The organism is Pseudomonas sp. REST10 (assembly GCF_029542605.1).
In the GTDB taxonomy this organism is placed as follows: domain Bacteria; phylum Pseudomonadota; class Gammaproteobacteria; order Pseudomonadales; family Pseudomonadaceae; genus Aquipseudomonas; species Aquipseudomonas khazarica.
This window is the reverse complement of record NZ_CP035677.1, coordinates 3,794,643-3,819,430: the sequence shown is the minus strand read 5'-3', so window position 1 is coordinate 3,819,430 and position 24,788 is coordinate 3,794,643. Positions and strand designations below refer to the sequence as shown.

Sequence of the window (24,788 nt, the reverse complement as noted above, 5' to 3'; positions counted from 1 at the left end):
CGCATGAGCTTCAACCTGTCGGCCTGGGCGCTGCGTCATCGTCAGATCGTCCTCTACATCATGTTGTTGTTCGCCATCGTCGGGGCGATTTCCTACACCAAGCTGGGGCAGAGCGAGGACCCGCCGTTCACCTTCAAGGCCATGGTGATCCGCACCATCTGGCCGGGTGCCACGGCTGAAGAGGTTTCCCGTCAGGTCACCGAACGCATCGAAAAGAAGCTGATGGAGACCGGCGAGTACGAGCGCATTACCAGCTTCTCCCGTCCGGGGGAGTCCCAGGTCACCTTCATGGCGCGTGACTCCATGCATAGCGCGGAGATTCCGGACCTCTGGTACCAGGTGCGCAAGAAGGTCAGCGATATCCGCCACACGCTGCCGCCAGGCATCCAGGGGCCGTTCTTCAACGATGAGTTCGGCACCACCTTCGGCAATATCTATGCCCTGACCGGCAGCGGGTTCGACTACGCCGTGCTCAAGGACTATGCCGACCGCATCCAGCTGCAACTGCAGCGGGTCAAGGATGTCGGCAAGGTCGAGCTGGTCGGCCTGCAGGACGAGAAGATCTGGATCGAGCTGTCCAACACCAAGCTGGCGACGCTGGGCCTGCCGCTGTCCGCCGTGCAGCAGGCCCTCGAGGCGCAGAACGCGGTGACGGCCGCCGGTTTCTTCGAAACCGCCAGCGAGCGCATCCAGCTGCGCGTGACCGGGCGCTTCGAGTCGGTGCAGGAGATCCGCGACTTCCCCATTCGCGTCGCTGACCGCACCTTCCGCATCTCCGATGTGGCCGAGGTCAAGCGCGGTTTCAACGACCCACCCGCACCGCGCATGCGTTTCATGGGCGAGGACGCCATCGGCATCGCCGTGTCGATGAAGGACGGCGGCGACATCCTGGTCCTCGGCAAGGCGCTGGAAACCGAGTTCGCCCGCCTGCAGCAGACCCTGCCGCTGGGCATGGAGCTGAGCAAGGTGTCGGACCAGCCGGCGGCGGTGAAGACCGGCGTGGGCGAGTTCGTCAAGGTGCTGGTGGAAGCGCTGGTGATCGTGCTGGCGGTCAGCTTCTTCTCGCTGGGCCTGCGCACCGGTCTGGTGGTGGCGCTGGTGATTCCGCTGGTGCTGGCGATGACCTTCGCCGCCATGTACTACCTGGGCATCGGCCTGCACAAGATTTCCCTGGGGGCGCTGGTGCTGGGCCTCGGCCTGCTGGTGGACGACGCGATCATCGCCGTGGAGATGATGGCGATCAAGATGGAGCAGGGCTTCGACCGGCTCAAGGCGGCCAGTTTCGCCTGGACCAGCACGGCGTTCCCGATGCTGACCGGCACCCTGATCACCGCTGCCGGCTTCCTGCCCATCGCCACTGCCCAGTCCGGCACCGGCGAGTACACCCGCTCGATCTTCCAGGTGGTGGCCATCTCGCTGATCGCCTCGTGGATCGCCGCCGTGATGTTCGTGCCCTACCTGGGCGACAAGCTGCTGCCCGACCTGGCCAAGCTGCATGCGGCGAAGCATGGCGGCAGCGCTGCCGGCCACGATCCCTACGCGACGCCGTTCTATCGCCGCGTACGGGCCACGGTGCAGTGGTGCGTGCGTCACCGCATCACGGTGATCATGCTGACCATCGCCCTGTTCGTCGGCTCGGTGGTGATATTCCGCTTCGTGCCGCAGCAGTTCTTCCCGGCGTCCGGTCGCCTGGAGCTGATGGTCGACATCAAGCTGGAGGAGGGGGCGTCCCTCAGCGCCACCGAGGCCGAGGTGCACCGCCTGGAGAAACTGCTCAAGGAACAGACCGGCATCGACAACTACGTCGCCTATGTCGGCACCGGTTCCCCGCGCTTCTACCTGCCGCTGGACCAGCAGTTGCCGGCCGCAAGCTTCGCCCAATTCGTGGTGCTGGCATCGAGCATCGAGGAGCGCGAACGCCTGCGCACCTGGCTGATCCAGGTGATGAACGACGAGTTCCCGACCCTGCGCAGCCGGGTCAGCCGCCTGGAGAACGGCCCGCCGGTCGGCTATCCGATCCAGTTCCGCGTCAGTGGCGAGCACATCGACGAGGTACGCGCCCTGGCCCGCCAGGTCGCGGACAAGGTGCGCGAGAACCCGCATGTGGTCAACGTGCACCTGGACTGGGAAGAGCCGAGCAAGGTGGTGATCCTCAACATCGACCAGGACCGCGCTCGGGCGCTGGGGGTCAACACCGCCGAGCTGTCGCGTTTCCTGCAGGGCTCGCTGTCGGGTACCAGCGTCAGCCAGTACCGCGAGGACAATGAGCTGATCGAGATTCTCCAGCGTGGCACGCCGCAGGAGCGCAAGGCCCTGAGCCTGCTGCCGAGCCTGGCGGTTCCCACCGACAGCGGCCGCAGCGTGGCCCTGTCGCAGGTCGCCACCCTGGAGTACGGCTTCGAGGAAGGCATCATCTGGCACCGCAACCGCCTGCCCAACGTCACCGTGCGCGCCGACATCTATGGCAAGCAGCAACCGGCGACCCTGACCCAGCAGATTCTGCCGACCCTGGAGCCGATCCGCGCCGAGCTGCCCGACGGCTACCTGCTGGAGGTCGGCGGAACGGTGGAGGATTCGCAGCGTGGGCAGAAGTCGGTGAACGCCGGCGTGCCGCTGTTCATCGTGGTGGTGCTGACCCTGCTGATGCTGCAGCTGAAGAGCTTCTCGCGTTCGGCGATGGTGTTCCTCACCGCGCCGCTGGGGCTGATCGGGGTGACCCTGTTCCTGCTGATCTTCCAGCAGCCGTTCGGCTTCGTCGCCATGCTCGGCACCATTGCCCTGGCCGGGATGATCATGCGCAACTCGGTGATTCTGGTGGATCAGATCGAGCAGGACGTCGAGCATGGCCTGGACCGCTGGCACGCCATCATCGAGGCGACGGTGAGGCGCTTCCGCCCCATCGTGCTGACGGCCCTGGCGGCGGTGCTGGCGATGATTCCGCTGTCGCGCAGCGTGTTCTTCGGGCCGATGGCCGTGGCCATCATGGGCGGTCTGGTGGTGGCCACCGCGCTGACCCTGCTGTTCCTGCCGGCACTTTACGCGGCCTGGTTCCGGGTCAAGGAAAGCGAAGCGCGCTGATCTTCGGGCGGCGCTGCCGCGCCCCCTGCGAGGTCGCTCCAGCACGGGCGAGCGGCCACAAAAAACGGGAGCCTTGGCTCCCGTTTCTGTCTTGCCGATGAGGCTTATTCGTCCATCTGCGATTGCAGGTAGTTCTGCAGGCCGACGGCGTCGATCAGGCTGAGCTGGGTTTCCAGCCAGTCGATGTGATCTTCCTCGGAGCAGAGAATCTCTTCCAGCAGTTCACGGCTGGCGTAGTCGCCGATGCTCTCGCAGTAGGCGATGGCGGCCTTGAGGTCACCGTGCGCCTTGTGCTCGATCTTCAGGTCGCATTCGAGCATTTCCTTGGTGTTTTCACCGATCAGGATCTTGCCCAGGTCCTGCAGGTTGGGAATGCCCTCGAGGAACAGGATGCGCTTGATCAGCTTGTCGGCGTGCTTCATCTCGTCGATGGACTCGTGATACTCGTGCTCGCCGAGCTTCTTCAAGCCCCAGTCCTCATACATGCGGGCATGCAGGAAGTACTGGTTGATGGCGACCAGTTCGTTACCGAGAATCTTGTTCAGGTGTTGAATGACCTTCTTGTCGCCTTTCATGTTCGCTCCTGCTGTTTCAATGACCGTGACAGCCTCGAATTTTCTGCCGCGTTTCCATGTCTGTCAAACCTAAGTTCTTGAAACATAAGTAAAAATAAAACTGAATACGAATGTTTTCATTCCGCATCATGGCGCCAAGTTATTGAATTAACGCAATAAAAAAGTTGCGCCAAGTTGTCGCGTTGTTCGTACACCGGGTAACGAGCGCAAGATATTTTTTCTCGCCCAATAAAAAGCCCCGCAGAGCGGGGCATGAGGCACGCAGAATCTCAGGCGGCGTTGGCCGAATGCGGGTCGTGGCTGTGCAGGTACTCCTGCAGGCGGGTCTGTTGCGCCGGGGTCATGAACAGGCCGAGCTTGCTGCGGCGCCAGAGAATGTCGGCACTGCTGCGTGCCCACTCTTCGCGGCGCAGGTAATCCACTTCGCGGGTGTAGAGCCCGGCGCCGAGGTGGTCACCGAGATCGGTCAGATTGTGCACGCCGTCGAGCAGGCGCCAGGTGCGGCTGCCGTAGCTGCAGGCCCAGCGTCGTGCCAGGCTGGTGGGGAGCCAGCCATAGCGGGCGCACAGCGCGTCGACCAGGGCCTCGAGGTTGTCCATGTCTTCACCGCCCGGCAGTGGCGCGTTCGCGGTCCAGGCGCTGCCGAGGTTGGCGAAGAAGGGGGCCAGTTGCTGCATGGCGGATTCCGCCAGCTTGCGATAGGTGGTCAGCTTGCCGCCGAACACCGAGAGCAGCGGCGCCTCGCCTGGCGCGCCGGACAACGACAGGGTGTAGTCGCGGGTGATCGCCGACGGCTCGTCGGATTCGTCATCGCACAGCGGGCGCACGCCCGCGAAGCTGTGCAGCACGTCGCTGCGGCTCAGCGGCTGCTTGAAGTGATCGTTGACCACCTTGAGCAGGTAATCGGTTTCCTCGGCGCTGATCGCGACCTGGGCGGGGTCGCCCTGGTATTCGCGGTCGGTGGTGCCGATCAGGGTGAAACGCTCCAGGTAGGGGATGGCGAAGACGATGCGGCGGTCTTCGTTCTGCAGGATGTAGGCCTGCTCGCCGTCATAGAGCCTTGGCACGACGATATGGCTGCCCTGGATCAGACGGATGCCATAGGGCGACTGCTGCTTGAGGTCCTCGCGGATGAAGCGCGCGACCCAGGGGCCGGCGGCGTTAACCAGGCCACGGGCGCGAATCGAGAACAGGCTGCCATCGGCCCGTTCCAGGTGGATGTGCCACAGCCCCTTGCTGCGCCGGGCGCTGACGCAGCGGGTGCGCGGATGAACGTGCGCGCCGTTCTCCCGTGCAGCCATGGCATTGAGCACCACCAGGCGGGCATCGTCCACCCAGCAGTCGGAGTATTCGAAACCGCGGGTGATTTCCTGTTTGAGCGGGCTACCGGCGCCGAAGCGCAGGCCACGCGACGCCGGCAGGCGCTCGCGCTTGCCCAGGTGGTCATAGAGGAACAGGCCGGCGCGGATCATCCAGGCCGGGCGCAGGTGCGGGCGATGCGGCAGAACGAAGCGCATCGGCTTGACGATGTGCGGGGCCTTGGCCAGCAGCACTTCGCGCTCGGCCAGGGCTTCGCGCACCAGGCGAAATTCGTAGTGCTCCAGGTAGCGCAGGCCGCCGTGGATGAGCTTGCTGCTGGCCGAGGAGGTGTGGCTGGCCAGGTCGTCCTTTTCGCAAAGGAACACGGACAGGCCTCGACCGGCGGCATCGGCGGCGATGCCTACACCATTGATACCACCGCCAACGATGGCGAGGTCATAGACTTCCGCTACGGGGCTGGCGAACTGGTCGTGGGGCATCTGGCACGCTCGGCTATTGGATTCGAATGTGTGAATGTTCACTTTCGAAAATATGCTAGACGAAGATGTGCAGTTCCGCTACCCCGGCGCGCGATCACGCGCCGAGTGGTCATGCAGGATCCACCAAGTGGCCGGGCGGGCAGCTCAACGCCGGGGCGTGGCCATCAGACCAGGTCGAGCTGGACCTTGTGGCTGTGCAGCAGGCGGGTGATGGCGGCCGAGGGCGCGCTATCGGTGAAGACGCGGTCGACCAGGGCGATCGAGCCCAGGCGCACCACGGCGTTGCGCCCGAACTTGCTGGAGTCGACGGCGAGCAGGACCTGTCGCGCGTTGTCGATGATGGCCTGGGAGACGCGGACTTCCTGGTAGTCGAAGTCGAGCAGGCTGCCGTCGTCGTCAATGCCGCTGATGCCGACGATGGCGTAGTCGACCTTGAACTGCTGGATGAAATCCACCGCCGCCTGGCCGACGATGCCGCCGTCGCTGCGTACCGTGCCGCCGGTCACCAGCACCTCGAAGTCGGCCTTGGCACTGAGCAGGGTGGCGACATGCAGGTTGTTGGTGATGACTTTCAGGCCCTTGTGGTTCTGCAGTTCACGGGCGATGGCTTCGGTGGTGGTACCGATGTTGATGAACAGCGAGGCGTGGTCCGGGATCTGTGCGGCCACGGCCTCGGCGATGCGTTGCTTCTCGTCGCGCATCTGCCCGGCGCGCATGCCGTAGGCGGTGTTCTGGATGCTCGAGGACTCGCAGGCCGCGCCGCCATGCGTGCGACGCAGCAGGCCATGCTCGGCCAGTTGGTTGATATCGCGGCGAATGGTCTGCGGGGTGACGGCGAACGCCTGGGCCAGTTCGTCGATGCTGACGTAGCCGCGTTCGCGGGCGAGGTTGAGGATGTCGTGCTGGCGGGGAGCGAGATTCATGAGCGCTTCCTTTGAGGGTCACTCATTATAGGCTGTAGCTATGGGGGTTTTGGGCCTGTTAATGTAGGGCATCTTCACATTGCGTTTTCACATTCGAACATGACTCCAGCAATCGACCTGTTGAAAAAAGCCAAGGCCGAGCACCAGGTGCACAGCTATCAGCATGATCCCAAAGCGCCGTCCTACGGCCTGGAGGCGGCAGAGAAGCTTGGCCTGGCCCCGGCGCGGGTGTTCAAGACGCTGCTCGCTGCCACCGAAAAGGGTGAGTTGCTGGTCGCCGTGGTGCCAGTGGCTGGCAGCCTGGATCTCAAGGCACTGGCCGCTGCGGCGGGCGCGAAGAAGGCCGACATGGCCGACCCGGCTGCCGCGCAGCGCGCCACGGGCTACCTGGTGGGCGGGATCAGCCCGCTGGGACAGAAGAAGCGCCTGCGTACCTTCATCGACGAGTCGGCCCGGCAGCACGCCACTGTTCACGTCAGCGCCGGTCGGCGCGGGCTGGAGCTGGAGCTATCGGCTGATACCCTGGCACAGCACACGCAAGGGCAGTTCGCGGCCATCGGCAAGGCTTGAGCGCGCCGGACGCCCCCGCTGTGGTCAACAGCGACACCATTCACGATAACAACAAGGAATCTTGCATGCCCCAGTACCTGCTAGCCATCGACCAGGGTACCACCAGCTCTCGCGCCATCATCTTCAGTGCCGAGGGGTTGCCGGTTGCGCGTGCCCAGCAGGAGTTCAGGCAGTACTTTCCGCAGGACGGCTGGGTCGAGCATGACGGCGAGGAAATCTGGTCGTCCACCCTCGACGTCTGCCGCAAGGCCATCGCGGAAAGTGGTCTGGACAGTGCGGAGATCGCCGCCATCGGCATCACCAACCAGCGCGAGACCACGCTGGTGTGGGAGGCCGAGACCGGCAAGCCGATCCATCCGGCCATCGTCTGGCAGGACCGGCGCACCGCCGACTACTGTGCGGGGCTGAAGGGCGAGGGGCATGAGGCGATGGTCGCGGCCAAGACCGGCCTGTTGATCGATCCGTATTTCTCGGCCACCAAGTTGCGCTGGATTCTGCACAACGTGCCCGGCGCCCGTGAGCGCGCGCAGCGCGGCGAACTGCGCTTCGGCACCGTCGACAGCTACCTGCTGTGGCACCTGACTGGCGGCAAGGTGCACCGTACCGACGCCAGCAACGCCTCGCGCACGCTGATGTTCAACATTCACCAGCAGTGCTGGGACGAGGAACTGCTCGCGCTGTTCGATATCCCCGCCAGCCTGCTGCCGGAAGTGCTCGACTGCGCCGCCGACTTTGGCCACACCGACAGCCAGCTGCTCGGTGCCAGCATTCCGGTGCTGGGCATGGCCGGCGACCAGCAGGCGGCGTTGATCGGCCAGGCCTGCTTCGAACCCGGTATGGTCAAGAGCACCTATGGCACCGGCTGCTTCATGATCCAGAACACCGGCGAGCAGCCGGTCAGCTCGAAGAATCGCCTGCTCACCACGGTGGGCTACCGCCTCGATGGCAAGGTGACATACGCGGTGGAGGGCAGCATCTTCGTTGCGGGGGCCGCCGTGCAGTGGCTGCGCGATGGCATCAAGCTGATCAGCCATGCGCGCGACAGCGAGGCCCTCGCCGAGGCCACCGGCGATGCCTGCGGTGTCTATCTGGTGCCGGCGTTCACCGGCCTGGGCGCGCCTTACTGGGACCCGAAGGCGCGTGGCGCCATCTTCGGCCTGACCCGCGATACCGGGATCAAGGAGATCGTCACCGCCGGCCTGCAGTCGGTGTGTTACCAGACCTGCGACCTGCTCGAAGCCATGCGCCAGGACGGTGCTGCGGCGCCCAGTGCGCTGCGTGTCGACGGGGGCATGGTGGAGAACAACTGGGTCATGCAGTTCCTTGCCGACATCCTCGGGGTCAGCGTCGAGCGTCCCGAAGTGACCGAGACCACGGCGCTGGGGGTGGCCTATCTGGCCGGCCTGAAACTGGGTATCTACAGCGACCTGCAGGCCATCGCCAGTCACTGGCACCGTCAGCAGCGCTTCGAGCCGCGCATGAGCGAGGAGCAGCGCGCACGACTCTATGCCGGCTGGCTGGATGCGGTGAAGCGGGTGCGCAGCGAGGGCTGAACGTCGAGCCAGATTGGTAGGGGCGGCTTCAGCCGCAACTCACTCAGGCTTCGCGGCTGAAGCCGCTCCTGCCGGCAGGCAATGAGCATCTGGAAAACGCCAACTGTACCTGTTGCGCGGCGTGGCATGCAGGCATGCTGGCCGCTCCCGTACGGTCAGGAAGATCCTCATGCCCCTCGCGTTTCATCAGGTCGACGCCTTTACCGACCAACCCTTCGCCGGCAATCCGGCCATGGTCTATCGCCTCGATGCCTGGCTCGACGACGGCCTGATGCAGCGCATCGCCGCCGAGCACAACCTGGCGGAAACCGCCTTCATGGTGAGGCAGGGGAGTGCCTGGCACATCCGCTGGTTCACGCCTGCCAGCGAGGTGCCGCTCTGTGGCCACGCCACGCTGGCCGCCGCCAAGGTGCTGTTCGATATCTACCAGGAACCCGCCGAGGTGCTGCACTTCACCTGCCTGTCCGGCGACCTGCAGGTGGCGAGGCGGGGCGGGCGCCTGGAGCTGGATTTCCCGGTGCGTCGTGCCGAGTCCGTCATGCCGGTGCTGCGCGACGAGGCTGCGCGGGCCCTGGGGCTCGAGGTGGAGCAGGTGCTGGCCTTGTTCAACGCCGACGGCAGTGTGCAGGAGCTGATGGTGGTGCTGGCCTCGGAGGCCGATGTGCGTGCGTTGCAGCCGGATCTGCGGGCCCTGGCCACGCTGCCGGGGCTTGGCGTGCTGGTCACCGCCGGTGGGCAGCAGCATGATTTCGTCTCGCGCTACTTCGCACCGAGCATCGGCATCGACGAGGACCCGGTGACCGGTTCGACGCACTGCATCCTCATGCCCTACTGGGTCGAACGCCTGGGGCGCACGACGCTGAACGCCTTCCAGTGTTCGGCGCGGGGCGGAGAGCTGCTCTGTCGCCTGGACGGCGAGCGGGTGAAGATCGCCGGCCACGCCCGGCACATCGCCAGCGGTCAGCTGCTGCTCTGACTCAGTCGCTGCTGACCCGGCGCACGCCCGGTGAGTCGCTCAGCTGCAACTGCGCCGCGACACTGCCCAGAGCGGGGAAGGCCACCAGGTGGTCGGCGGCGATGCGGATACCCACCTCGTCGCCCTGCTGGTGATCGGCGTGGCTGGGGAATATCGACTCCAGCTGGCTGCCGGTCGGCAGTTGCAGGCGATACAGGGTGGCGGCGCCGAGGAAGGTCTTGCCGACGATGCGCGCCTTCAGCTCGCTGCCCTCGTCCGGCACGATGTCGTCGGGGCGCAGCAGCACATCCACCGCGCTGCCGTTGGCCCAGGTATAGGCACGGTTGCCACGGATCAGGCCCAGTTCGGTCTGCACCGCCTCGGGGCTGAGCAACTGGCCACGGATGAAGTAACCCTGGCCGATGAAGCTGGCCACGAAGGGGGTCAGCGGCTCGTGGTAGAGGTTGAAGGGCGTATCCCACTGTTCCAGGCGGCCATCCTTGAACACGCCGACGTGGTCGCTGACGGCGAAGGCTTCCTCCTGGTCGTGGGTCACCAGAATCGCGCTGGTACCACGGGCCTTGAGAATCTCGCGGACCTCATGGCTGAGGCGCCGGCGCAGTTCACCGTCGAGGTTGGAGAAGGGTTCGTCGAGCAGCAGCAGCTGCGGCTCCGGCGCCAGGGCGCGGGCCAGGGCGACGCGTTGCTGCTGGCCACCGGACAGCTCGTGCGGGTAGCGCCTGGCCAGGTGGCCGAGCTTGACCAGTTCCAGCAGCTCGTGCGTCACGCGCTCGGCGTCGGGTTGCTTGCGGATGCCGAAGGCGATGTTCTCCGCGACGCTCAGGTGCGGGAACAAGGCGTAGTCCTGGAACACCATGCCGATGCGGCGTTTTTCCGGTGCCAGGGTAAAGCCGGCGCGCGAGATCACGGTGCCGGCCAGCTCGATCTCACCTTCGAGCACCGGTTCGAATCCGGCGATGGCGCGCAGGGTGGTGGTCTTGCCGCAGCCGGAGGGGCCGAGCAGGCAGCCGATGTCACCGGCATTGAGGTGCAGGTCGAGGTCCTGCACCACCTTGTGGGCGTGGTAGCCGCAGTTCAGCCCGCGCAGCTGCAGCAGAGGCTGGCTCATGCGTGGTGATAGGCCGGTTCGACCAGCATTTCCAGCAGCGCCTTCTGCGCATGCAGGCGGTTCTCGGCCTGGTCCCAGGCGACCGAACGCTTGTCGTCGAGCATGTCGATGCTGATTTCCTCGCCGCGGTGCGCCGGCAGGCAGTGCATGAACAGCACGTTGTCGGCCGCGTCGTCGAGCAGGGCAGGGGTGACCTGGAAGGGGCGGAACAGCGCCATGCGCTGCTCGGCCTCGTCTTCCTGGCCCATCGAGGCCCACACGTCGGTGCTGACCAGGTGAGCGCCGGCCACGGCTTCGCGCGGGTCACGCACGACCTGCACACGGTCGCCGGCCAGGGCGAGGAAGCGGGCGTCCGGTTCGTAGCCCTGCGGGCAGGCGACCCGCAACTGGAAGTCGAACTGGATCGCCGCCTCGATATAGGAGTTGCACATGTTGTTGCCGTCGCCGATCCAGGCCACCGTCTTGCCGGCGATGCTGCCGCGATGCTCGAGGTAGGTCTGCATGTCGGCGAGCAGCTGGCAGGGGTGCAGGTCATCGGACAGGCCGTTGATCACCGGCACCTTCGACTTGGCGGCGAATTCGATCAGGTTGCTGTGGGCGAAGGTGCGGATCATCACCGCGTCGAGCATGCTCGACATGACGATGGCGGCATCGCCGATCGGCTCGCCACGGCCCAGCTGGGTGTCGCGCGGGGAGAGGAAGATGGCCTGGCCGCCGAGCTGGATCATGCCGGCTTCGAACGAGAGGCGGGTACGGGTCGAGGCCTTCTCGAAGATCATGCCCAGTACGCGATTCTTCAGCGGCTCGAAGAGTACGCCGCGATTGCGCAGGTCCTTCAGCTCGATGCCTCGGCGGACCAGCCCCACCAGTTCGTCCGGTGTGTAATCCATCATCGAGATAAAGTGTCTGACGCTCATCGTTAACTACCTTTTCACTACAGTTCGCAAGCCCGCTGCCGGTACTGATTCCGGCAAAAACAGCAGTGCTTGCGGCAGGAGGCCGCAGGGTGCGACGAAACAGGGGGAAGGCGCGATCTTATAAGGAAATGACGAGCAGGCGCAAATTGCGCCCGGATAACTGACAAATTCATGTTTTGTAAGCCTTTTCCCAAAGCTACGTGCGAGATGTCACAAAACTGACATCGGCGCTTGCGCCGCTCTAGATCGGGGACCTAGGATGCCGCCGCCTTTCCAAGGCAATGCATTGCCCCCGTAATTGGGGTACCCATGGAAAATTGTGCAAAGGAGTTTTGCATGAAACACGTAGCCTACGCCGCAGCCTTCTCCGCTCTCGCCCTGCTGACTGGCTGTGCCAGCCAGAACGTTAGCCAACCGACTCTGCCACTGGGTGGTGGTGTCGAGACTAACCTGAAGGCAGACGTCAAGGTCGGCGAGTCCATCTCGGGTCAATCTTCGGTGAACATCCTGTTCGGTGTTCTGAAGCTGGGTGGTGACACTCAGTTCGCCGACGGCGTGACCTACGGTGGTGGCGAAGGTGGTTTCGCACTGGGTCTGGACCCGGTCGCTTCCGCCAAGTCCGCAGCTGCTTACAAGGCAGTCAAGGCCTCGGGTGCTGACGTGATCGTCGCCCCGCGTTACGAAGTGAACGTTCAGGATTACTTCGTATTCAAGACCGTTAACGTCAGCGTTACCGGCAAGAAAGGCACCGTTACCTCCATCCGTTAATCGGATCGGTACGCGCCTGAATCGGCAGGCTTGATGCCTGCCGATTCATGAGACGAACGCTGCTGGCGTCGTCTTCCCTCCCGGCCCATAGTTCCCTCCTGCGACCTGACCGGTCGTCTCGGATCAGAACAAGAGGCCAGGCCATGACCAAGTCCCTCCATTACCGTGCATGCCACCTGTGCGAAGCCATCTGTGGTCTCGCCATCGAAACCGAAACCCAGCCTGACGGCAGCACGCAGATTCGCTCGATCAAGGGCGACGCCCAGGACAGCTTCAGCCGTGGCCATATCTGCCCCAAGGCCGTGGCGCTGCAGGACATCCAGAACGACCCCGACCGCATTCGTCAGCCCATGCGCCGTATCGGCGAGCAGTGGCAGGCCATTGCCTGGGACGAAGCGTTCGAGCTGGTGGCCGAACGCCTGAGCGCGATCCAGGCTGCCCACGGGCAGAATGCCGTGGCCGTGTACCAGGGCAATCCCAGCGTGCACAACTACGGGTTGATGACGCACAGCAATTACTTCCTCGGTCTGCTGAAGACCCGCAACCGCTTCTCCGCCACCTCGGTGGACCAGTTGCCGCATCACCTGACCAGCCACCTGATGTACGGCCATGGTCTGCTGATCCCGATTCCCGATATCGATCACACCGACTTCATGCTGATCCTCGGCGGCAACCCGCTGGCGTCCAACGGCAGCATCATGACCGTGCCGGATGTGGAGAAGCGCCTCAAGGCCATCCAGGCCCGTGGCGGCAAGCTGGTGGTAGTCGACCCACGGCGCAGTGAAACCGCGGCGATTGCCGACCAGCACCTGTTCGTGCGTCCGGGCAGTGACGCGGCGCTGCTGCTGGCACTGCTCAACACCCTGTTCGAGGAGGGCCTGACCCGCACCAGCCACCTGGCGGTCGAGGGGCTGGAGCCGGTGCGTGCCGCCATTGCCGGTTTCGATGCCGAGCGCATGAGCGCCCGCTGCGGTGTGCCGGCGCCGACCATTCGCCAGCTGGCGCGGGACTTCGCCGCAGCCGACACGGCGGTGTGCTACGGCCGCATGGGCGTGTCCACCCAGGCATTCGGCACCCTGTGTCAGTGGCTGGTGCAGCTGATCAATCTGGTTACCGGCAATCTCGATCGCAGCGGTGGCGTACTCTGCACCACGCCTGCGGTGGACCTGGTGGCGAGCACCTCGGGCGGCCATTTCGACCGCTGGCAGAGTCGGGTGTCCGGGCTGCCGGAGTACGGCGGCGAGCTGCCGGTCTCGGCCCTGGCCGAGGAGATGCTCACTCCGGGCGAAGGCCAGGTGCGTGCGCTGGTGACCGTGGCCGGCAACCCGGTGTTGTCCACGCCCAATGGCCGGCAGCTGGAGCAGGCGCTGGACGGCCTGGACTTCATGCTCGCGGTGGATTTCTACATCAACGAGACCACCCGTTACGCCGACCTCATCCTGCCGCCCACGGCGCCGCTGGAGCACGACCACTACGACACCACCTTCAACGTCTTCGCCGTGCGCAACGTCACGCGCTTCAACGAGGCGATCCTGGCCAAGCCGGAAGGCGCGCTGCACGACTGGGAAATCTTCGTTGGCCTGGCCAAGGCGTTCGCGGCGCGCAACGGCCTGGAGCTGAAGCCGAGCATGGCGCCGGAGCAGATGATCGACATGGGCCTGCGCTTCGGCCCCTACGGTGATCGCAGCGAGCGCAAGCTCAGCCTGGCGGCGTTGCGTGACCAGCCGCATGGTGTCGACCTGGGGCCGCTGCAACCGAACCTGGCGGCGCGCCTGAAGACCCCGAACAAGACAGTGCAGGCCGCACCCGCGCAACTGCTGGCGGACCTGACGCGCTTTGCCGAGCAGGCGCAACCGGCGGACCAGTTGCTGTTGATTGGCCGGCGCCATGTGCGCAGCAACAATTCCTGGATGCACAACTACCACCGCCTGGTGAAGGGCAAGCCGCGTCACCAGTTGCTGATGAACCCGCAGGACCTGGCCAGTCGTGGTCTGGCCGACGGTCAGCGGGTGCAGGTGCGCTCGCGCGTCGGCAGCATCGAAGTGGAGGTGGCGGCCAGCGACGAGGTCATGGCCGGCGTGGTCAGCCTGCCGCATGGCTGGGGGCATGCCCGCCCCGGTGTGCAGATGGACATTGCCCGTGCCCAGCCCGGGGCCAGTGCCAACGACCTGACCGACGAGCGCCAGCTCGATGCGCTGTCAGGCAATGCCGTGCTCAATGGCGTGCCGGTGGAGGTGGTGGCCGCGTAGCGCGGATGCGACGCGGGGTCGTACCGAATACGCCGCCGAATGGCCTGCTGGCCAGGCGGCGATGGCAAGGCCGAGCATTGTGCTCGGCTTTTCGCTACAATCGCGCCACCGTGGCGACCGTCGGGTCGCGAAGTCTATGCTGAGGTGCCCCATGGATATCATCGAAACCATCAAAGAGCAGATCGCCAACAACACCGTTCTGCTGTACATGAAAGGCTCGCCCAACGCCCCGCAGTGTGGCTTCTCCGCCCGTGCTGCCCAGGTCGTGATGGGCTGCGGCGAGAAGTTCGCCTACGTCGACATCCTGCAGAATCCGGAAATCCGTGCGAACCTGCCGAAGTACGCCAACTGGCCGACTTTCCCGCAGCTGTGGGTCGGTGGCGAGCTGGTCGGCGGCAGCGACATCCTCACCGAGATGTACGAGAAGGGCGAGCTGCAGACCCTGATCAAGGATGCCGTGGGCAAAGCCGACGCCTGATCGCTGCTCCGGCAGACAAAAAAGAACCCGCCTCGGCGGGTTCTTTGCTTTTCGGCGTGCGGCAGGCGCCTCTACTTCTTCACCCACTGCCCGCCAAGCTGGATGAACTGGCCTGCGGGCGTGCGGTCGATGGCCTTCTTGCCGGCGATCGCTTCCACGTCGCTCAGGCTGATGCCGTTGTCCTGCGCTACCTTCTGGTATTCGGCGCGGCGCGCCTGGTTGATCAGGCGGGCGATCTCGTCGGCCTGGCCGCCGGGTTGGACCACGCCCAGGTAGCCGTTGGGTTGCTCGCCCAGCTGGCCGCTGGCCTTGGCGTCACTCAGGGCGCTCATCGCCTGGTTCAGGGTCAGGGCATAGGCCGGCAGGCTCAGGGTCAACGCCAGCAGCAGGGTCGAAAGGTATCGGATCATCATGTTTCTCCTTGAGGAAACGCTGCGCTATCGGGTTTCCGTCATTTCCGTTCGGGCGGCTATCCAGGGGCCTCGGGTACGTGTGGACAGCCTCAGAACAGGCCGCTGTCTTCGTTGAAGACGTTGTCCAGTGCCTTGTCCACCTTGATATAGATTTCGTGCTCGACCTTGACGTTCAGGTTGATGTTGATCGGCTCGTTGGGCATGGCCAGCTGCACCGTCGGCGTGCAGGCCTGGCACAACAGCCCCAGGCTCAGGACTGCGAGGAGGCGGTATAGGGGCATGGCGCTACTCCTTGGGCTCTTGAGGGACACGCTGGCGCATCCATCGTTGAATTCGTTGCTGGATGATGTCGTTGACCTTGTCGGTCAGTTGCAAGCTGGCCAGCAGGCTGGGAACGTCTTCCTGCAGGTTGATGTTGAAATTGATCGGCCGGCCCTGCTCGATGGCCGGGTTCTGCCCGTGCAGACGCAGACCCAGCTGCAGTGTGCCGGAGGTCGTGTAGTCGACGCTACCGTCGAGCAGATCGTAGTGGAAGTCTTCCAGCGCGTCGGTGACCAGTTTCATGCCCGGGTTGGCCTGGCCCATGGCGCGGATGCGCGGCGAGTGAAAGCGTAGCTGCCCGCCCGGCGCGCGCGCCTCGATCCTGCCTTGCTCCACGCTGATGCCCTGGCCAATGCGCAGCGGCAGGCTGCCGTCGATCAGGCCGTTGCCCTCCAGGCCCTCCGCCGGGTACACGCGAAACAGCGCCTGCAGGTCCAGGCCTTCGAGGCGCAGCGGCAGCAGCTGACTTGGCTTGTCCAGCGCCCAGCTCGCCGGCGCCAGGCTCAGACTGCCGCCAAGAATGCCCAGTTCGGCGCGGCGATGTTCCAGGGTGCCGGCCAGCGGCTGGCGGAGGCTGGCCTGGTAGCTGGCTTGCAGGTGCAGCGGGCCGAGAGGGATGCCGGGGTTGATCTGTTCGGCGCTGAGGTTGGCCAGCTCCAGCGTCAGGCGGTCGCCGTTCACGCGCAGCTGCGGCTGTGCATCGACGCCGCCGAACGTGCTGCGGTCATAGATGCCGGCCAGGTTGCGGCCGTTCAGATTGGCCAGCAGCACCGGCGCTTTGCCCTTGGCCAGGCGCAGTGTGGCGTCGCCCTGGATACGGCCGTTGTCGAGCGTCAGCAGGCCCGGCCAGTTGGCCAGGGTCTGGGCCAGCGGATTGCCGGCGCGCAGGAAGAGTTCATCGAGTCTGGCCGCGAGGCTCAGTCCATCGGCCTGGTTGCGCAGGTTCAGCGCCATGCTCAGGCCCGAGTCCGCCAGCAGCGCACCGTCGAGCGCCTGGCTCGCCTCGCTGGCGTCGAGGCGGCCTTGCCACTGCCAACCCTGCGCCTGCAGTGGCGGGTATTGCAGGCGTCGTGCGCGTAGCGCCAGCGGCCCGGACAGACGTGTGGAGCCTGGCGTGCCACTCAGCTCGATGCCATCGAGCGTGGCCTGGACGTGCTGCAGGTCGAGTTCATCCACGCGCAGGCGCTGGACAGTCAGGCCTGTGTTCCTGTCGAGGGTGAACTGCCATTGCTGCGCCGTGGCATGGCCGCTCAGGTTGAGGTTCAGGTGCAGGTCATCGAGGCGGCTGCCGGCCAGCGTCAGGCGCTTGCTGCGCGCATCGAGCTGCAGCTGGCCGACGTTGAGCGCCCAGTTCTCTGCGGCCTGGCGCAGGCCGAGCGTGGCGTCGGCCTGCAGTTCGAGTGGCCCCTGGGCGGCGAGCGTGAGACGCAGGGCCAGTTCATCGTCCGTGGCGCTGTCCATGGGCGCTATCCCCAGCTGCAGCTGCTCGGGGCGCAGGCCGGCCGGGACGTTCTGCAGCCAGGCCGCTTCGCGGCTGTCCAGCTGCAGCTCGCCGTGCGCCTGATACGCCTGCCAGCGGCCGCCGGTATTGCGCAGGTCGAGCGCCAGCGTACCGCTGATCGGGCCCACGCCGGGGAGCGGCCAGGGCTGCGGCAGGCGCGCATCGATCCGCAGCCAGCCGGGGGCTGTCAGCAGTGCGTCGAGCTGCCGGGCCTCGCTAGGCAACTGCAGTTGCCATTGCGCGCTGACGCCGGCCTGCTGTGGCGTGCTGGGCAGCTGCGGGCTGGCGGCTGGCAGCCACTCGCTCAGCCAGGTGCTGACCCAGGCCAGGTCGGGCAGGGGCGCGACCTCCAGGTCGCCGCTCCAGCGCATGGTGGCATCGGCCTGGGGCCTGAGGTCACTGCGCAGATCCAGTTGCGGCTGATCGTCCAGGCGCATGCTCATCTGCAGCTGGCGGCTGCTGTCCGGCGCGCTGCCCAGCCCCTGCAACTGTGCCTGCAGCGTGGCGCTGTGGCCTGCCCGCAGCAGTTGCAGTTGCACCTGTAGCGCATCGTCCAGCCGTTGCAGGGTGAGATGCCCGTCCAGGGTGCAGCGACCGCTTGCGCAGGGCAGCTGCGCCGCCATCTCGCGCACGCTGATCTGGCGTGGCAGCCAGGGCAGGGCGTCGAGCAGGTCGCGCAGGGTGCGGGCGGGCTCGTTAGTGTCCGGGCTGTCCTGCTGTGCCTGTGGCGCCTGCCAGTCGGCCTGCAGCCCCTGCACCAGCAGGCGGTAGCGCGGCGCCTCGCTGGCCAGCCAGTCGAGCTGCACCTGATCGGCCTGCAGCTGGAGTTCGCTGTCCTGGCGCCGGGTCAGGCTGACGTCGCTGAAGCGTACCCCGCGCCAGGACAGGCTCAGGCGCTGCCAGTCGAGCTCGACATGCTGCTCCGCGAGCAGTTGCTGCACGCGGTAGCCGGCGTAGCAGGCCAGTAGCGACAGCAGCGCCAGTATCGCTGCGCAGGTGCTCGCCCAGAAACGCCGGCGGCTCATGAGTTCTCCTTGCTCGATGCACTGTCGCCGACGTTAACCGATGCTCCCCTGGGTGCCAAGCCGCTTTCCGTGCTATGGTGTGTTCATGGCTTTTCACATATTTTTTGTTGAAAACAAGCTGAAGGGAGGATGTGATGAGTGCATTGATTCGCAGCCAGCCTGATGCCGATGCGGTGCTGGCCAAGGCGTTGCTCAATACCCGTGAGCAGCTGGGCCTGACCCAGCAGGAGCTGGCCGATATCGTCGGTGTGCACCGCAGCGCCATCAGTCGCTGGGGGGAGCAGGGTGGCTTGCGTCCGCAGAGCAAGACCGGTGAGCTGGCGTTGTTGCTGATCCGCGCCTACCGTGCGTTGTTCGCCCTGTTTGGCGGCAACCTGCAGGACATGCGGCACTTCCTGCGTACCGAGAACCGTCATCTGGCTGGCGTGCCACTGCAACAGATGGGGCAGGTACAGGGCCTGGTGCGTGTCGTCGAGTACCTGGACGCCATTCGCGGCAAGGTCTGAGCCGCCACTCGCAGCCTGCTGCGCGCCGGCCGTGCCGCGTCGAGTACAGGCTCTACTCTCGGGAGTGATCGCCATGGACATCTGGCAACAATGCGCGGGCGAACGGCAGGTTCGCCCGCTACGCGGCAAGCTGCTGCGCATGGTGGAAAGCCAGGCGCAGGTGGCCACCTCGCAACTGGTGGACAACCTGGCGGAGCAGGCGCTGCTCGAAGACCTGCTGGAGAACAGCAAGCCGCCGCTGCCCGAGGCTGCCGAGCCGCTGCACTATCTGCTCAAGACGCCGTTCCGTTATCCACCGCTGCGCTGGGGCTCGCGCTTCGGCACGGTGCACGAGCCGAGTCTGTTCTACGCCGCGCAGCATCTGCAGACGGCGATGGCCGAGGCGGCGTACTACCGTTTCGTGCTGTGGAACGGCATGTTCAGCCCGCCGCCCAGTGGGCGCATCCTCTCCGAGCACTCGACCTTCGAGGCGCGTTATCGCGTCGAGCGCGGTATCCAGTTGCAGTTGCCGCCCTTCGATGCGCATGCCGCGCAGCTCGCGCATCCCAGCGACTACAGCGTCGCCCAGCGGCTGGGCGCGGCGATGCGCGCGGCGGACATCCAGGCGTTCGAGTACCGCTCGGCGCGTTGCCCCGCAGGTGGCAGCAATGTCGCGCTCTATGTGCCGCAGGCGTTCGCCGAGAAACGGCCACGCAATCTCACGGCCTGGTTGTGCGAAACCACGGGCGACTACGTGGCGTTCAAGCCCGCTCAGGTTCCCGGACAGCCGCGACTGTTTCGCTGGGAGCAGTTTCTGGTGCAAGGGCAGTTGCCACACCCCGCATGAATGCTGCCGCAGCGCTGGCGATGCCCCGAAACAGAGCGCTGCGCGGATATGTCGCACGGAGTTGTGCACAATGCTGAGGCAGCCTGTCATCTCACTGTCAGAACCGCCGCTAAACGTTTGATTTTTCGTAGTTGATTTTTAAGTCAATGAAAAATATGCATTTTTTTCATTGGTGAAAAAATCGTCAGTTTGACCGGAGCGCCCATGGCATCGGGCCTGACGGCGCTTTCGCCCAAGTTGTGCACGGAGTTATCCACAGGTTCTGTGGATTGTGTGGCGGGGCTGGCGGAGTCGCCCGAAACAATCGCCTGACGGGACTTTACCTTGGCAAAAAAAGGAGTAGAGTGGCGCGCCCCGGCAGTTACCCCCGTTTTTCTTATGCCTCGCGCTTTACCGTCGTCATCCTCCGCAGCCCGTCCAAGCTCTTCTCGTCTGCCCATGCGCGTCGCGCTGTGGCTGCTCGACAATCCGCGTCTGGGCAAGACGCCCAGCGTCAAGCGCATCGCCGGCAACCTGCTCAAGCAGCCTGCTCGCAAAGGCTGCGTGCAGGCGCAGAGTCGCCTGGGTCAGCTGCTCTGCCGTGACTGCGGCAACACCCGTGACCGCCGCATCGGCTACGAGCTGCTGCGCCAGGCCGCCCGCGCGGGTGATCGCGGTGCCCAGCAGGAACTGCAGCGTCTGTCGCGCTGACCGCGTACTGGCCCCGTGTGAATCGTCCGCTGGGTATACTGCTCGGCGGTCAAACATGGAGCGTCTATGCCAATCGATCCCCTCTCTCTTGCCATCGGTGCCGTCGCGGCGCTGGTGCCGCTCCTGGCCGGCATCTGGTCACTGCAACGCCGGCTGGCCCGCGAACAGAGCGAACAGGCGCTGTTGCAGGAACGCCTGGAACACGCACAACTCGGCCAGGCCGGTGTGCTCGCGCAGCTCGATGCCTGCCGGGCCGAGCTGGCCGAGGTCAGTGAGATCAAGGTCGATCAGCAGACCGAACTGGCTGGCCTGCGTCGCGAGAACGAGTTGCTGCAGCAGGAGCGGCAGATCTCGCGCGAGGCCGCACAATCCTGGAACCAGCAACGTGAGCGCAACGAAGCCGAACTGCGCCGGCTGACCGCCGAGTGCGCGGCGCTGGCCGCCGAGCTGCAGGAGAATCGCGACAACCAGCAGCAGCGGCTCGATGACCTGCAGGGGGCACGCAACGAGCTGCGCGCGCAGTTCGCCGAGCTGGCCACGGCGATCTTTGACGAGCGTGAGCAGCGCTTTGCCGAGACCAGCCAGCAACGCCTCGGGCAGTTGCTCGATCCGCTCAAGGAGCGCATCCAGGCGTTCGAGAAGCGTGTCGATGAGAGCTATCAGCAGGAGGCGCGCGAGCGCTTCTCCCTGGGCAAGGAGCTGGAGCGCCTGCAGCAGCTCAACCAGCGCCTGGGCGACGAGGCGACCAACCTGACGCGAGCGCTGAAAGGGCAGAAGACCCAGGGCAACTGGGGCGAGCTGGTGCTCGAACGTGTGCTGGAGCATGCCGGCCTGGAGAAGGGCCGCGAGTACCAGACCCAGGTCAGCCTGAAGGGCGCCGGTGGAGAGCGTTTCCAGCCCGATGTGCTGATTCGCCTGCCGGGCGACAGGCAGGTGGTGGTCGATGCCAAGGTCAGCCTCAGCGCCTACCAGCACTATGTCGCAGCCGCTGACGAGGCGGTACGCCAGCAGGCGCTCAAGCAGCATCTCGTCTCTTTGCGCAGTCACCTGAAGGGCCTTTCCGGCAAGGACTACCAGCGTCTCGAAGGCCTGCACAGCCTGGACTTCGTCCTGCTCTTCGTGCCGATCGAGGCGGCCTTCGCGGCTGCTTTGCAGGCCGAGCCGGACCTGTTCCAGGAGGCGTTCGAGCAACAGGTGGTGATCGTCAGTCCGACCACCCTGCTGGCCACCCTGCGGGTCATCGACAGCCTCTGGCGCCAGGAGCGCCAGGGCCAGAACGCCCGCGAGATCGCCGAGCGCGCCGGCCAGCTGTACGACAAGTTCGTGGCCTTCGTCGCCGACCTGGACGAGATGGGCAGCCGCCTCCAGCAGCTGGACAAGGCCTATGCCAGCGCCCGCAACAAGCTGGTCGAAGGGCGTGGCAACCTGGTTGGCCGGGTGGAGAACCTCAAGCTGCTGGGCGCACGCGCCAGCAAGAGCCTGCCGGGCGAACTGCTCGAGCGTTCCGCCGATCTGCCGGCGCTGGATGAGCTGGGCGAGTGAGCGGCGTTCGGCGCTGATCCAGGCCGCCGCACCGTTGCACTTGCACTGCCCAGGCGTTCACGCGGCGCCTTTCTCCGCAGCTGCGCGCAGGGCCGCCGGCGAGCTGGCCAGATAGTCCAGCGCGGCCTGCAGGTCGCCCTCGATGCGCGGGTGAAAGCGCGGATCGAAGTAGCGCAGCACGGAACGTCCGACGCTGGCGGTGCTCGGCAGCAGGCCGCGCTTGCCCAGGTCGTGCCACATGCGCAGGAACCCCGGGCGATAACGCGTGGCCGGGTCCTGGCGCATCATCACCTTCATCGCATCGCTGAACAGGTAGAGCAGCGCCGGAGAGGCGATCAGCATGAACAGCCAGCGCATCGCCAGGCTGCCGCCCAGGTGGACGTGCAGGTCGTGGGCGACGCAGCGGTGTTCCACTTCCTCGGCGCCGTGCCAGCGCAGCAGGTCGAGCATCACCGGGTCGGCGTGATCGAGCCCACGGCTGTTGACCACCCAGTCTCCCAGCACGCAGGTGAAGTGTTCCACCGCCGCGATCAGGCCGACGCGCTGGCGCAACCACCAGGCCTGCAGACGCCGGCTCAGGCGGTTTTCTCCCAGGGGGTAGTCGCACAGCAGCTTGTCGAACAGCCAGTCGACCTTGCGTGTGAAGGGGCGCGGATCGATGCCGTGGCGGCGCAGGTAAGGGGTCAGCGCGCTGCCGTGGGCACGGGCGTGCTGCGCCTCCTGCAGCACGAACCCGCGCACGTCCTCGCGCAGCCCGGGGTCGCTGACCTGCGGCAGGGCCTTGTTGTACACCTTGCAGAACCAGAACTCGCCGGCCGGCAGCAACAGGTGCAGGCCGTTCATGATGTGCGAGGCCTCCGGCTCGTTCGGCACCCAGTGCAGGGGCGTGTCGCTGAAATCGAAGCGTACCTTGCGCTGTTGCAGGGCGGGTTGCTTGCCTGGGTTCATGGTTGCGCTCGTTCCAGTTCGTTGACGTAATCGCGCAGCCAGCCGGCCAGCCTGGCCGGTTTGGCCAGCAGCTGCCAGTGGCCGGCGCGCACTTCGCGGCGCGTCAGCAACGGCGCCCAGTGCTGCAGGTCGTCGAACAGCTGCGGGCGCACGAAGCGGTCGTTCAGCGCCACGATCAGCTGCAGGGGCACACGGGTACTGCGCGTACGCGGATGCAGCAGGCTGCGGATGAAGTTGGCGCGATACAGCTGCACGCCGCGCATGCCGTCGGCGCGTTGCGTGCTGCTGGGGGGCAGCTCGCTGACGCCCTCCAGGCGGCTCAGCAACCAGGGCCAGGCGCGATCCAGACCCAGGCGCCAGCACAGCTCCGGCAGCAGCGGGGTGTGGAAGAAGGCGATGTACCAGGAGCTGAGCAGCTGACCCAGTGCCTGCAGCAGCGCCCTGGGGCGGCGCAGGCTCAAGCGTTCGCGCAGCCAGTGGCCGACATGGTCGAGGCACGGTCCGGAGAGGCTGGTGTAGGACGCCAGCAGCGGCTGGATGCGCGGTTCGGTCACCGCCTCCCAGCTCTGGATCGAGCCCCAGTCGTGGGCGACCAGGTGCACCCGGCGACCTGCGCTGGTGGCGTGGATGACCGCTTCGAGGTCGCGCGCCAGCTGTGGCAGGCGGTAGTCCTGCACCCGTCGCGGCACCTGCGACGCGCCGCAGCCACGCACGTCGTAGGCGACGATGCGGTAGTCGTTGGCCAACTCGCGGATCAGCGGCAGCCAGACCTCGTGGTTGTCCGGATAGCCATGCACCAGCAGCAGGGTCGGGGCATCGGCCTTGTCCCAGATGTAAATGCGCAGGCGCAGGCCGTCGCTGTGAACGTCCAGTTGCTGCGGCGGCAGGTCGTGGCGTTGCAGGGGCGCGTTCATCGGCTAGGACCGACGAGCAGGATGAACGGGAACATGGCAGGCTCCGGGTAATGACGATTACATTGTTTGATGTAACTGTCATTGTTGAGCGCCAGGTGGCCTTTGCCTAGTCGTTGCGCCAGCGTTCGAGCGCAAGCGTTACGGCGTTACCGGCGTGTGTCGAAGCGCTCTGCAACGGGGGACAGCGCCAGCAACGGCGGTTTTCGGGCGGGGCAATGGTGAGCAAGTCCAGCCCTTGGTTGGGGCGCCGGCAACGGTTGGCGACGGCCTCGGCGCCAGACTATGATCGGCGCATGACTGAGGTTTCCCTGTTCTTTCAGCGCCTGCTCGGCAGCGCCGCGCCTGCGTCGGCGGCGGTCGTCGCCGAATACACGGTCGACGAGCTGGCCCAGGCCGCGCAGACCACCGTGCGCAACGTGCGCGCCTATCAGGATCGCGGGCTGCTGTCGCCGCCGGAGCGGCGTGGGCGTGTCGGCATCTACAGTGGCGAGCACCTGGCGCGGCTGCGCCTGATCGGCCAGTTGCTGGAGCGCGGCTACAGCATCGCCAGCATTCGCGAGCTGTTCGACGCCTGGTCCCAGGGGCGCGATCTGGCCCACGTGCTGGGGCTCGAGCAGGCCATCCGTGGCCCAGGGGAACCGGAGCAGCCGGGGCGGCTGGAGTTCGCCGAGTTGCAGGCGATCTTCGCTGACGACCTGGATGACGCGCTGATCGAGCGGGCGCAGGCCATGGGCCTGCTGCAGTTCGCCGGCGATCACCTCAGCGTGCCGAGCCCGCGATTGTTCTCGGCCGGGGTGCAGCTGTATCGCGCCGGCATTCCCCTGCCGGCGCTGCTCGATGAGCTGGAGTCGATCCGGCGGCATGTCGAGCAGGTCTCCACCGGCATCGTGCAGATGATCGCCGGTCATCTGGTCAACCCGCTGTTGCAGACCTCGCTGCCGCATGCCGACCAGCTCGAGGGCCTCAGCGCCCAGCTGCTGCAGCTGCGTCCGCTCGTCGAGCAGGTGGTCGAGGCCGAGCTGGCGCGTGGTCTGCCGGTGGCCGCCAACCGCGAACTCAGCGAGCGCGTGCATCAGCTGCTGCAGGGCTTCCTGCAGCGCAGCTAGTC

At 65.8% G+C, this 24,788-nt stretch carries 23 protein-coding genes; 12 read left to right on the top strand and 11 right to left on the bottom strand.

The window, feature by feature from the left end; genetic code table 11:
• Positions 1 to 3: 3 nt before the first annotated feature.
• Positions 4 to 3,078, top strand: a complete 3,075-nt coding sequence (locus EWH21_RS17965; protein WP_150606070.1) for an efflux RND transporter permease subunit — start codon at positions 4 to 6, stop codon at positions 3,076 to 3,078.
• Positions 3,079 to 3,182: 104 nt separating this feature from the next.
• On the opposite strand, the gene bfr is transcribed toward EWH21_RS17965, so the two are convergent.
• From bfr to EWH21_RS17950, 3 genes are all read right to left on the bottom strand, one after another.
• Positions 3,183 to 3,653 carry a bacterioferritin gene (bfr, locus tag EWH21_RS17960; RefSeq protein WP_037049325.1) on the bottom strand — a complete coding sequence of 157 codons (471 nt, stop codon included), beginning with the start codon at positions 3,651 to 3,653 and terminating at the stop codon, positions 3,183 to 3,185.
• A gap of 269 nt (positions 3,654 to 3,922) precedes the next feature.
• A complete protein-coding gene (gene glpD / locus EWH21_RS17955) occupies positions 3,923 to 5,452 on the bottom strand; it encodes a glycerol-3-phosphate dehydrogenase (RefSeq protein WP_152489380.1) in 1,530 nt (509 codons plus the stop codon).
• 164 nt (positions 5,453 to 5,616) lie between these two features.
• Positions 5,617 to 6,375, bottom strand: coding sequence for a DeoR family transcriptional regulator (locus EWH21_RS17950; protein ID WP_047588448.1), 759 nt, complete (start codon positions 6,373 to 6,375; stop codon positions 5,617 to 5,619).
• Between the two features lie 99 nt (positions 6,376 to 6,474).
• On the opposite strand from EWH21_RS17950, the gene ybaK reads away from it, so the two are divergent.
• The 3 genes from ybaK to EWH21_RS17935 all read left to right on the top strand — a co-directional run bounded on the left by ybaK (position 6,475) and on the right by EWH21_RS17935 (position 9,474).
• Complete coding sequence (ybaK, locus tag EWH21_RS17945; protein ID WP_037049318.1) at positions 6,475 to 6,945, top strand: Cys-tRNA(Pro) deacylase; 471 nt, start codon at positions 6,475 to 6,477, stop codon at positions 6,943 to 6,945.
• Between the two features lie 65 nt (positions 6,946 to 7,010).
• Complete coding sequence (glpK, locus tag EWH21_RS17940; protein ID WP_277698974.1) at positions 7,011 to 8,498, top strand: glycerol kinase GlpK; 1,488 nt, start codon at positions 7,011 to 7,013, stop codon at positions 8,496 to 8,498.
• Positions 8,499 to 8,667: 169 nt separating this feature from the next.
• Positions 8,668 to 9,474: a PhzF family phenazine biosynthesis protein gene (locus EWH21_RS17935; RefSeq protein ID WP_152489377.1), complete on the top strand. Its 807-nt coding sequence runs from the start codon at positions 8,668 to 8,670 to the stop codon at positions 9,472 to 9,474.
• Between the two features lies 1 nt (position 9,475).
• Here the strand turns inward: EWH21_RS17935 and EWH21_RS17930 are convergent, their stop codons facing one another.
• Together EWH21_RS17930 and argF are read right to left on the bottom strand one after the other, a co-directional pair.
• A complete protein-coding gene (locus tag EWH21_RS17930) occupies positions 9,476 to 10,582 on the bottom strand; it encodes an ABC transporter ATP-binding protein (protein WP_277698973.1) in 1,107 nt (368 codons plus the stop codon).
• Positions 10,579 to 11,499, bottom strand: a complete 921-nt coding sequence (argF, locus tag EWH21_RS17925; protein WP_277698972.1) for an ornithine carbamoyltransferase — start codon at positions 11,497 to 11,499, stop codon at positions 10,579 to 10,581. The genes EWH21_RS17930 and argF overlap by 4 nt, the downstream gene beginning before the upstream one ends.
• A 336-nt stretch (positions 11,500 to 11,835) precedes the next feature.
• On the opposite strand from argF, the gene EWH21_RS17920 reads away from it, so the two are divergent.
• The 3 genes from EWH21_RS17920 (at position 11,836) to grxD (ending at position 14,994) form a co-directional block, all read left to right on the top strand.
• Positions 11,836 to 12,267 (top strand): hypothetical protein, encoded by a 432-nt coding sequence (locus EWH21_RS17920; RefSeq protein ID WP_047588458.1) that lies wholly within the window; start codon positions 11,836 to 11,838, stop codon positions 12,265 to 12,267.
• Between the two features lie 143 nt (positions 12,268 to 12,410).
• Positions 12,411 to 14,516, top strand: a complete 2,106-nt coding sequence (locus EWH21_RS17915; protein WP_277698971.1) for a molybdopterin oxidoreductase family protein — start codon at positions 12,411 to 12,413, stop codon at positions 14,514 to 14,516.
• Between the two features lie 151 nt (positions 14,517 to 14,667).
• Positions 14,668 to 14,994, top strand: a complete 327-nt coding sequence (gene grxD, locus EWH21_RS17910; RefSeq protein ID WP_074682640.1) for a Grx4 family monothiol glutaredoxin — start codon at positions 14,668 to 14,670, stop codon at positions 14,992 to 14,994.
• Between the two features lie 71 nt (positions 14,995 to 15,065).
• On the opposite strand, the gene EWH21_RS17905 is transcribed toward grxD, so the two are convergent.
• The 3 genes from EWH21_RS17905 to EWH21_RS17895 all read right to left on the bottom strand — a co-directional run bounded on the left by EWH21_RS17905 (position 15,066) and on the right by EWH21_RS17895 (position 18,254).
• Entirely contained in the window at positions 15,066 to 15,404 is a 339-nt protein-coding gene (locus EWH21_RS17905; protein WP_277698970.1) for a YdbL family protein, read from the bottom strand.
• 92 nt (positions 15,405 to 15,496) lie between these two features.
• Positions 15,497 to 15,688, bottom strand: a complete 192-nt coding sequence (locus EWH21_RS17900) for a YnbE family lipoprotein (RefSeq protein ID WP_037049298.1) — start codon at positions 15,686 to 15,688, stop codon at positions 15,497 to 15,499.
• 4 nt (positions 15,689 to 15,692) lie between these two features.
• The gene (locus tag EWH21_RS17895; RefSeq protein ID WP_277698969.1) at positions 15,693 to 18,254 is read right to left on the bottom strand and encodes a YdbH domain-containing protein; all 2,562 of its coding nucleotides are present in this window, start codon (positions 18,252 to 18,254) and stop codon (positions 15,693 to 15,695) included.
• Positions 18,255 to 18,388: 134 nt separating this feature from the next.
• On the opposite strand from EWH21_RS17895, the gene EWH21_RS17890 reads away from it, so the two are divergent.
• Complete coding sequence (locus EWH21_RS17890; RefSeq protein ID WP_037049292.1) at positions 18,389 to 18,760, top strand: XRE family transcriptional regulator; 372 nt, start codon at positions 18,389 to 18,391, stop codon at positions 18,758 to 18,760.
• 73 nt (positions 18,761 to 18,833) lie between these two features.
• Entirely contained in the window at positions 18,834 to 19,586 is a 753-nt protein-coding gene (locus tag EWH21_RS17885) for an RES family NAD+ phosphorylase (RefSeq protein WP_277698968.1), read from the top strand.
• A gap of 143 nt (positions 19,587 to 19,729) precedes the next feature.
• On the opposite strand, the gene EWH21_RS17880 is transcribed toward EWH21_RS17885, so the two are convergent.
• Entirely contained in the window at positions 19,730 to 20,026 is a 297-nt protein-coding gene (locus tag EWH21_RS17880) for a hypothetical protein (RefSeq protein WP_152489372.1), read from the bottom strand.
• Between EWH21_RS17880 and EWH21_RS17875 the strand changes: the two genes are divergently transcribed.
• Positions 20,025 to 20,276, top strand: coding sequence for a hypothetical protein (locus EWH21_RS17875; RefSeq protein WP_037049286.1), 252 nt, complete (start codon positions 20,025 to 20,027; stop codon positions 20,274 to 20,276). The two genes, EWH21_RS17880 and EWH21_RS17875, sit on opposite strands and share 2 nt — an antisense overlap.
• A 180-nt stretch (positions 20,277 to 20,456) precedes the next feature.
• Positions 20,457 to 21,818 (top strand): DNA recombination protein RmuC, encoded by a 1,362-nt coding sequence (gene rmuC, locus EWH21_RS17870; protein WP_167494366.1) that lies wholly within the window; start codon positions 20,457 to 20,459, stop codon positions 21,816 to 21,818.
• A gap of 57 nt (positions 21,819 to 21,875) precedes the next feature.
• On the opposite strand, the gene EWH21_RS17865 is transcribed toward rmuC, so the two are convergent.
• Both EWH21_RS17865 and EWH21_RS17860 read right to left on the bottom strand, forming a co-directional pair.
• Complete coding sequence (locus EWH21_RS17865) at positions 21,876 to 22,766, bottom strand: metal-dependent hydrolase (protein ID WP_277698967.1); 891 nt, start codon at positions 22,764 to 22,766, stop codon at positions 21,876 to 21,878.
• On the bottom strand, positions 22,763 to 23,680 hold the full coding sequence (locus EWH21_RS17860) for an alpha/beta fold hydrolase (RefSeq protein ID WP_277698966.1): 918 nt from the start codon (positions 23,678 to 23,680) through the stop codon (positions 22,763 to 22,765). The genes EWH21_RS17865 and EWH21_RS17860 overlap by 4 nt, the downstream gene beginning before the upstream one ends.
• A 293-nt stretch (positions 23,681 to 23,973) precedes the next feature.
• On the opposite strand from EWH21_RS17860, the gene EWH21_RS17855 reads away from it, so the two are divergent.
• Positions 23,974 to 24,786, top strand: a complete 813-nt coding sequence (locus EWH21_RS17855; protein ID WP_037049265.1) for a MerR family transcriptional regulator — start codon at positions 23,974 to 23,976, stop codon at positions 24,784 to 24,786.
• Positions 24,787 to 24,788 lie beyond the last annotated feature (2 nt).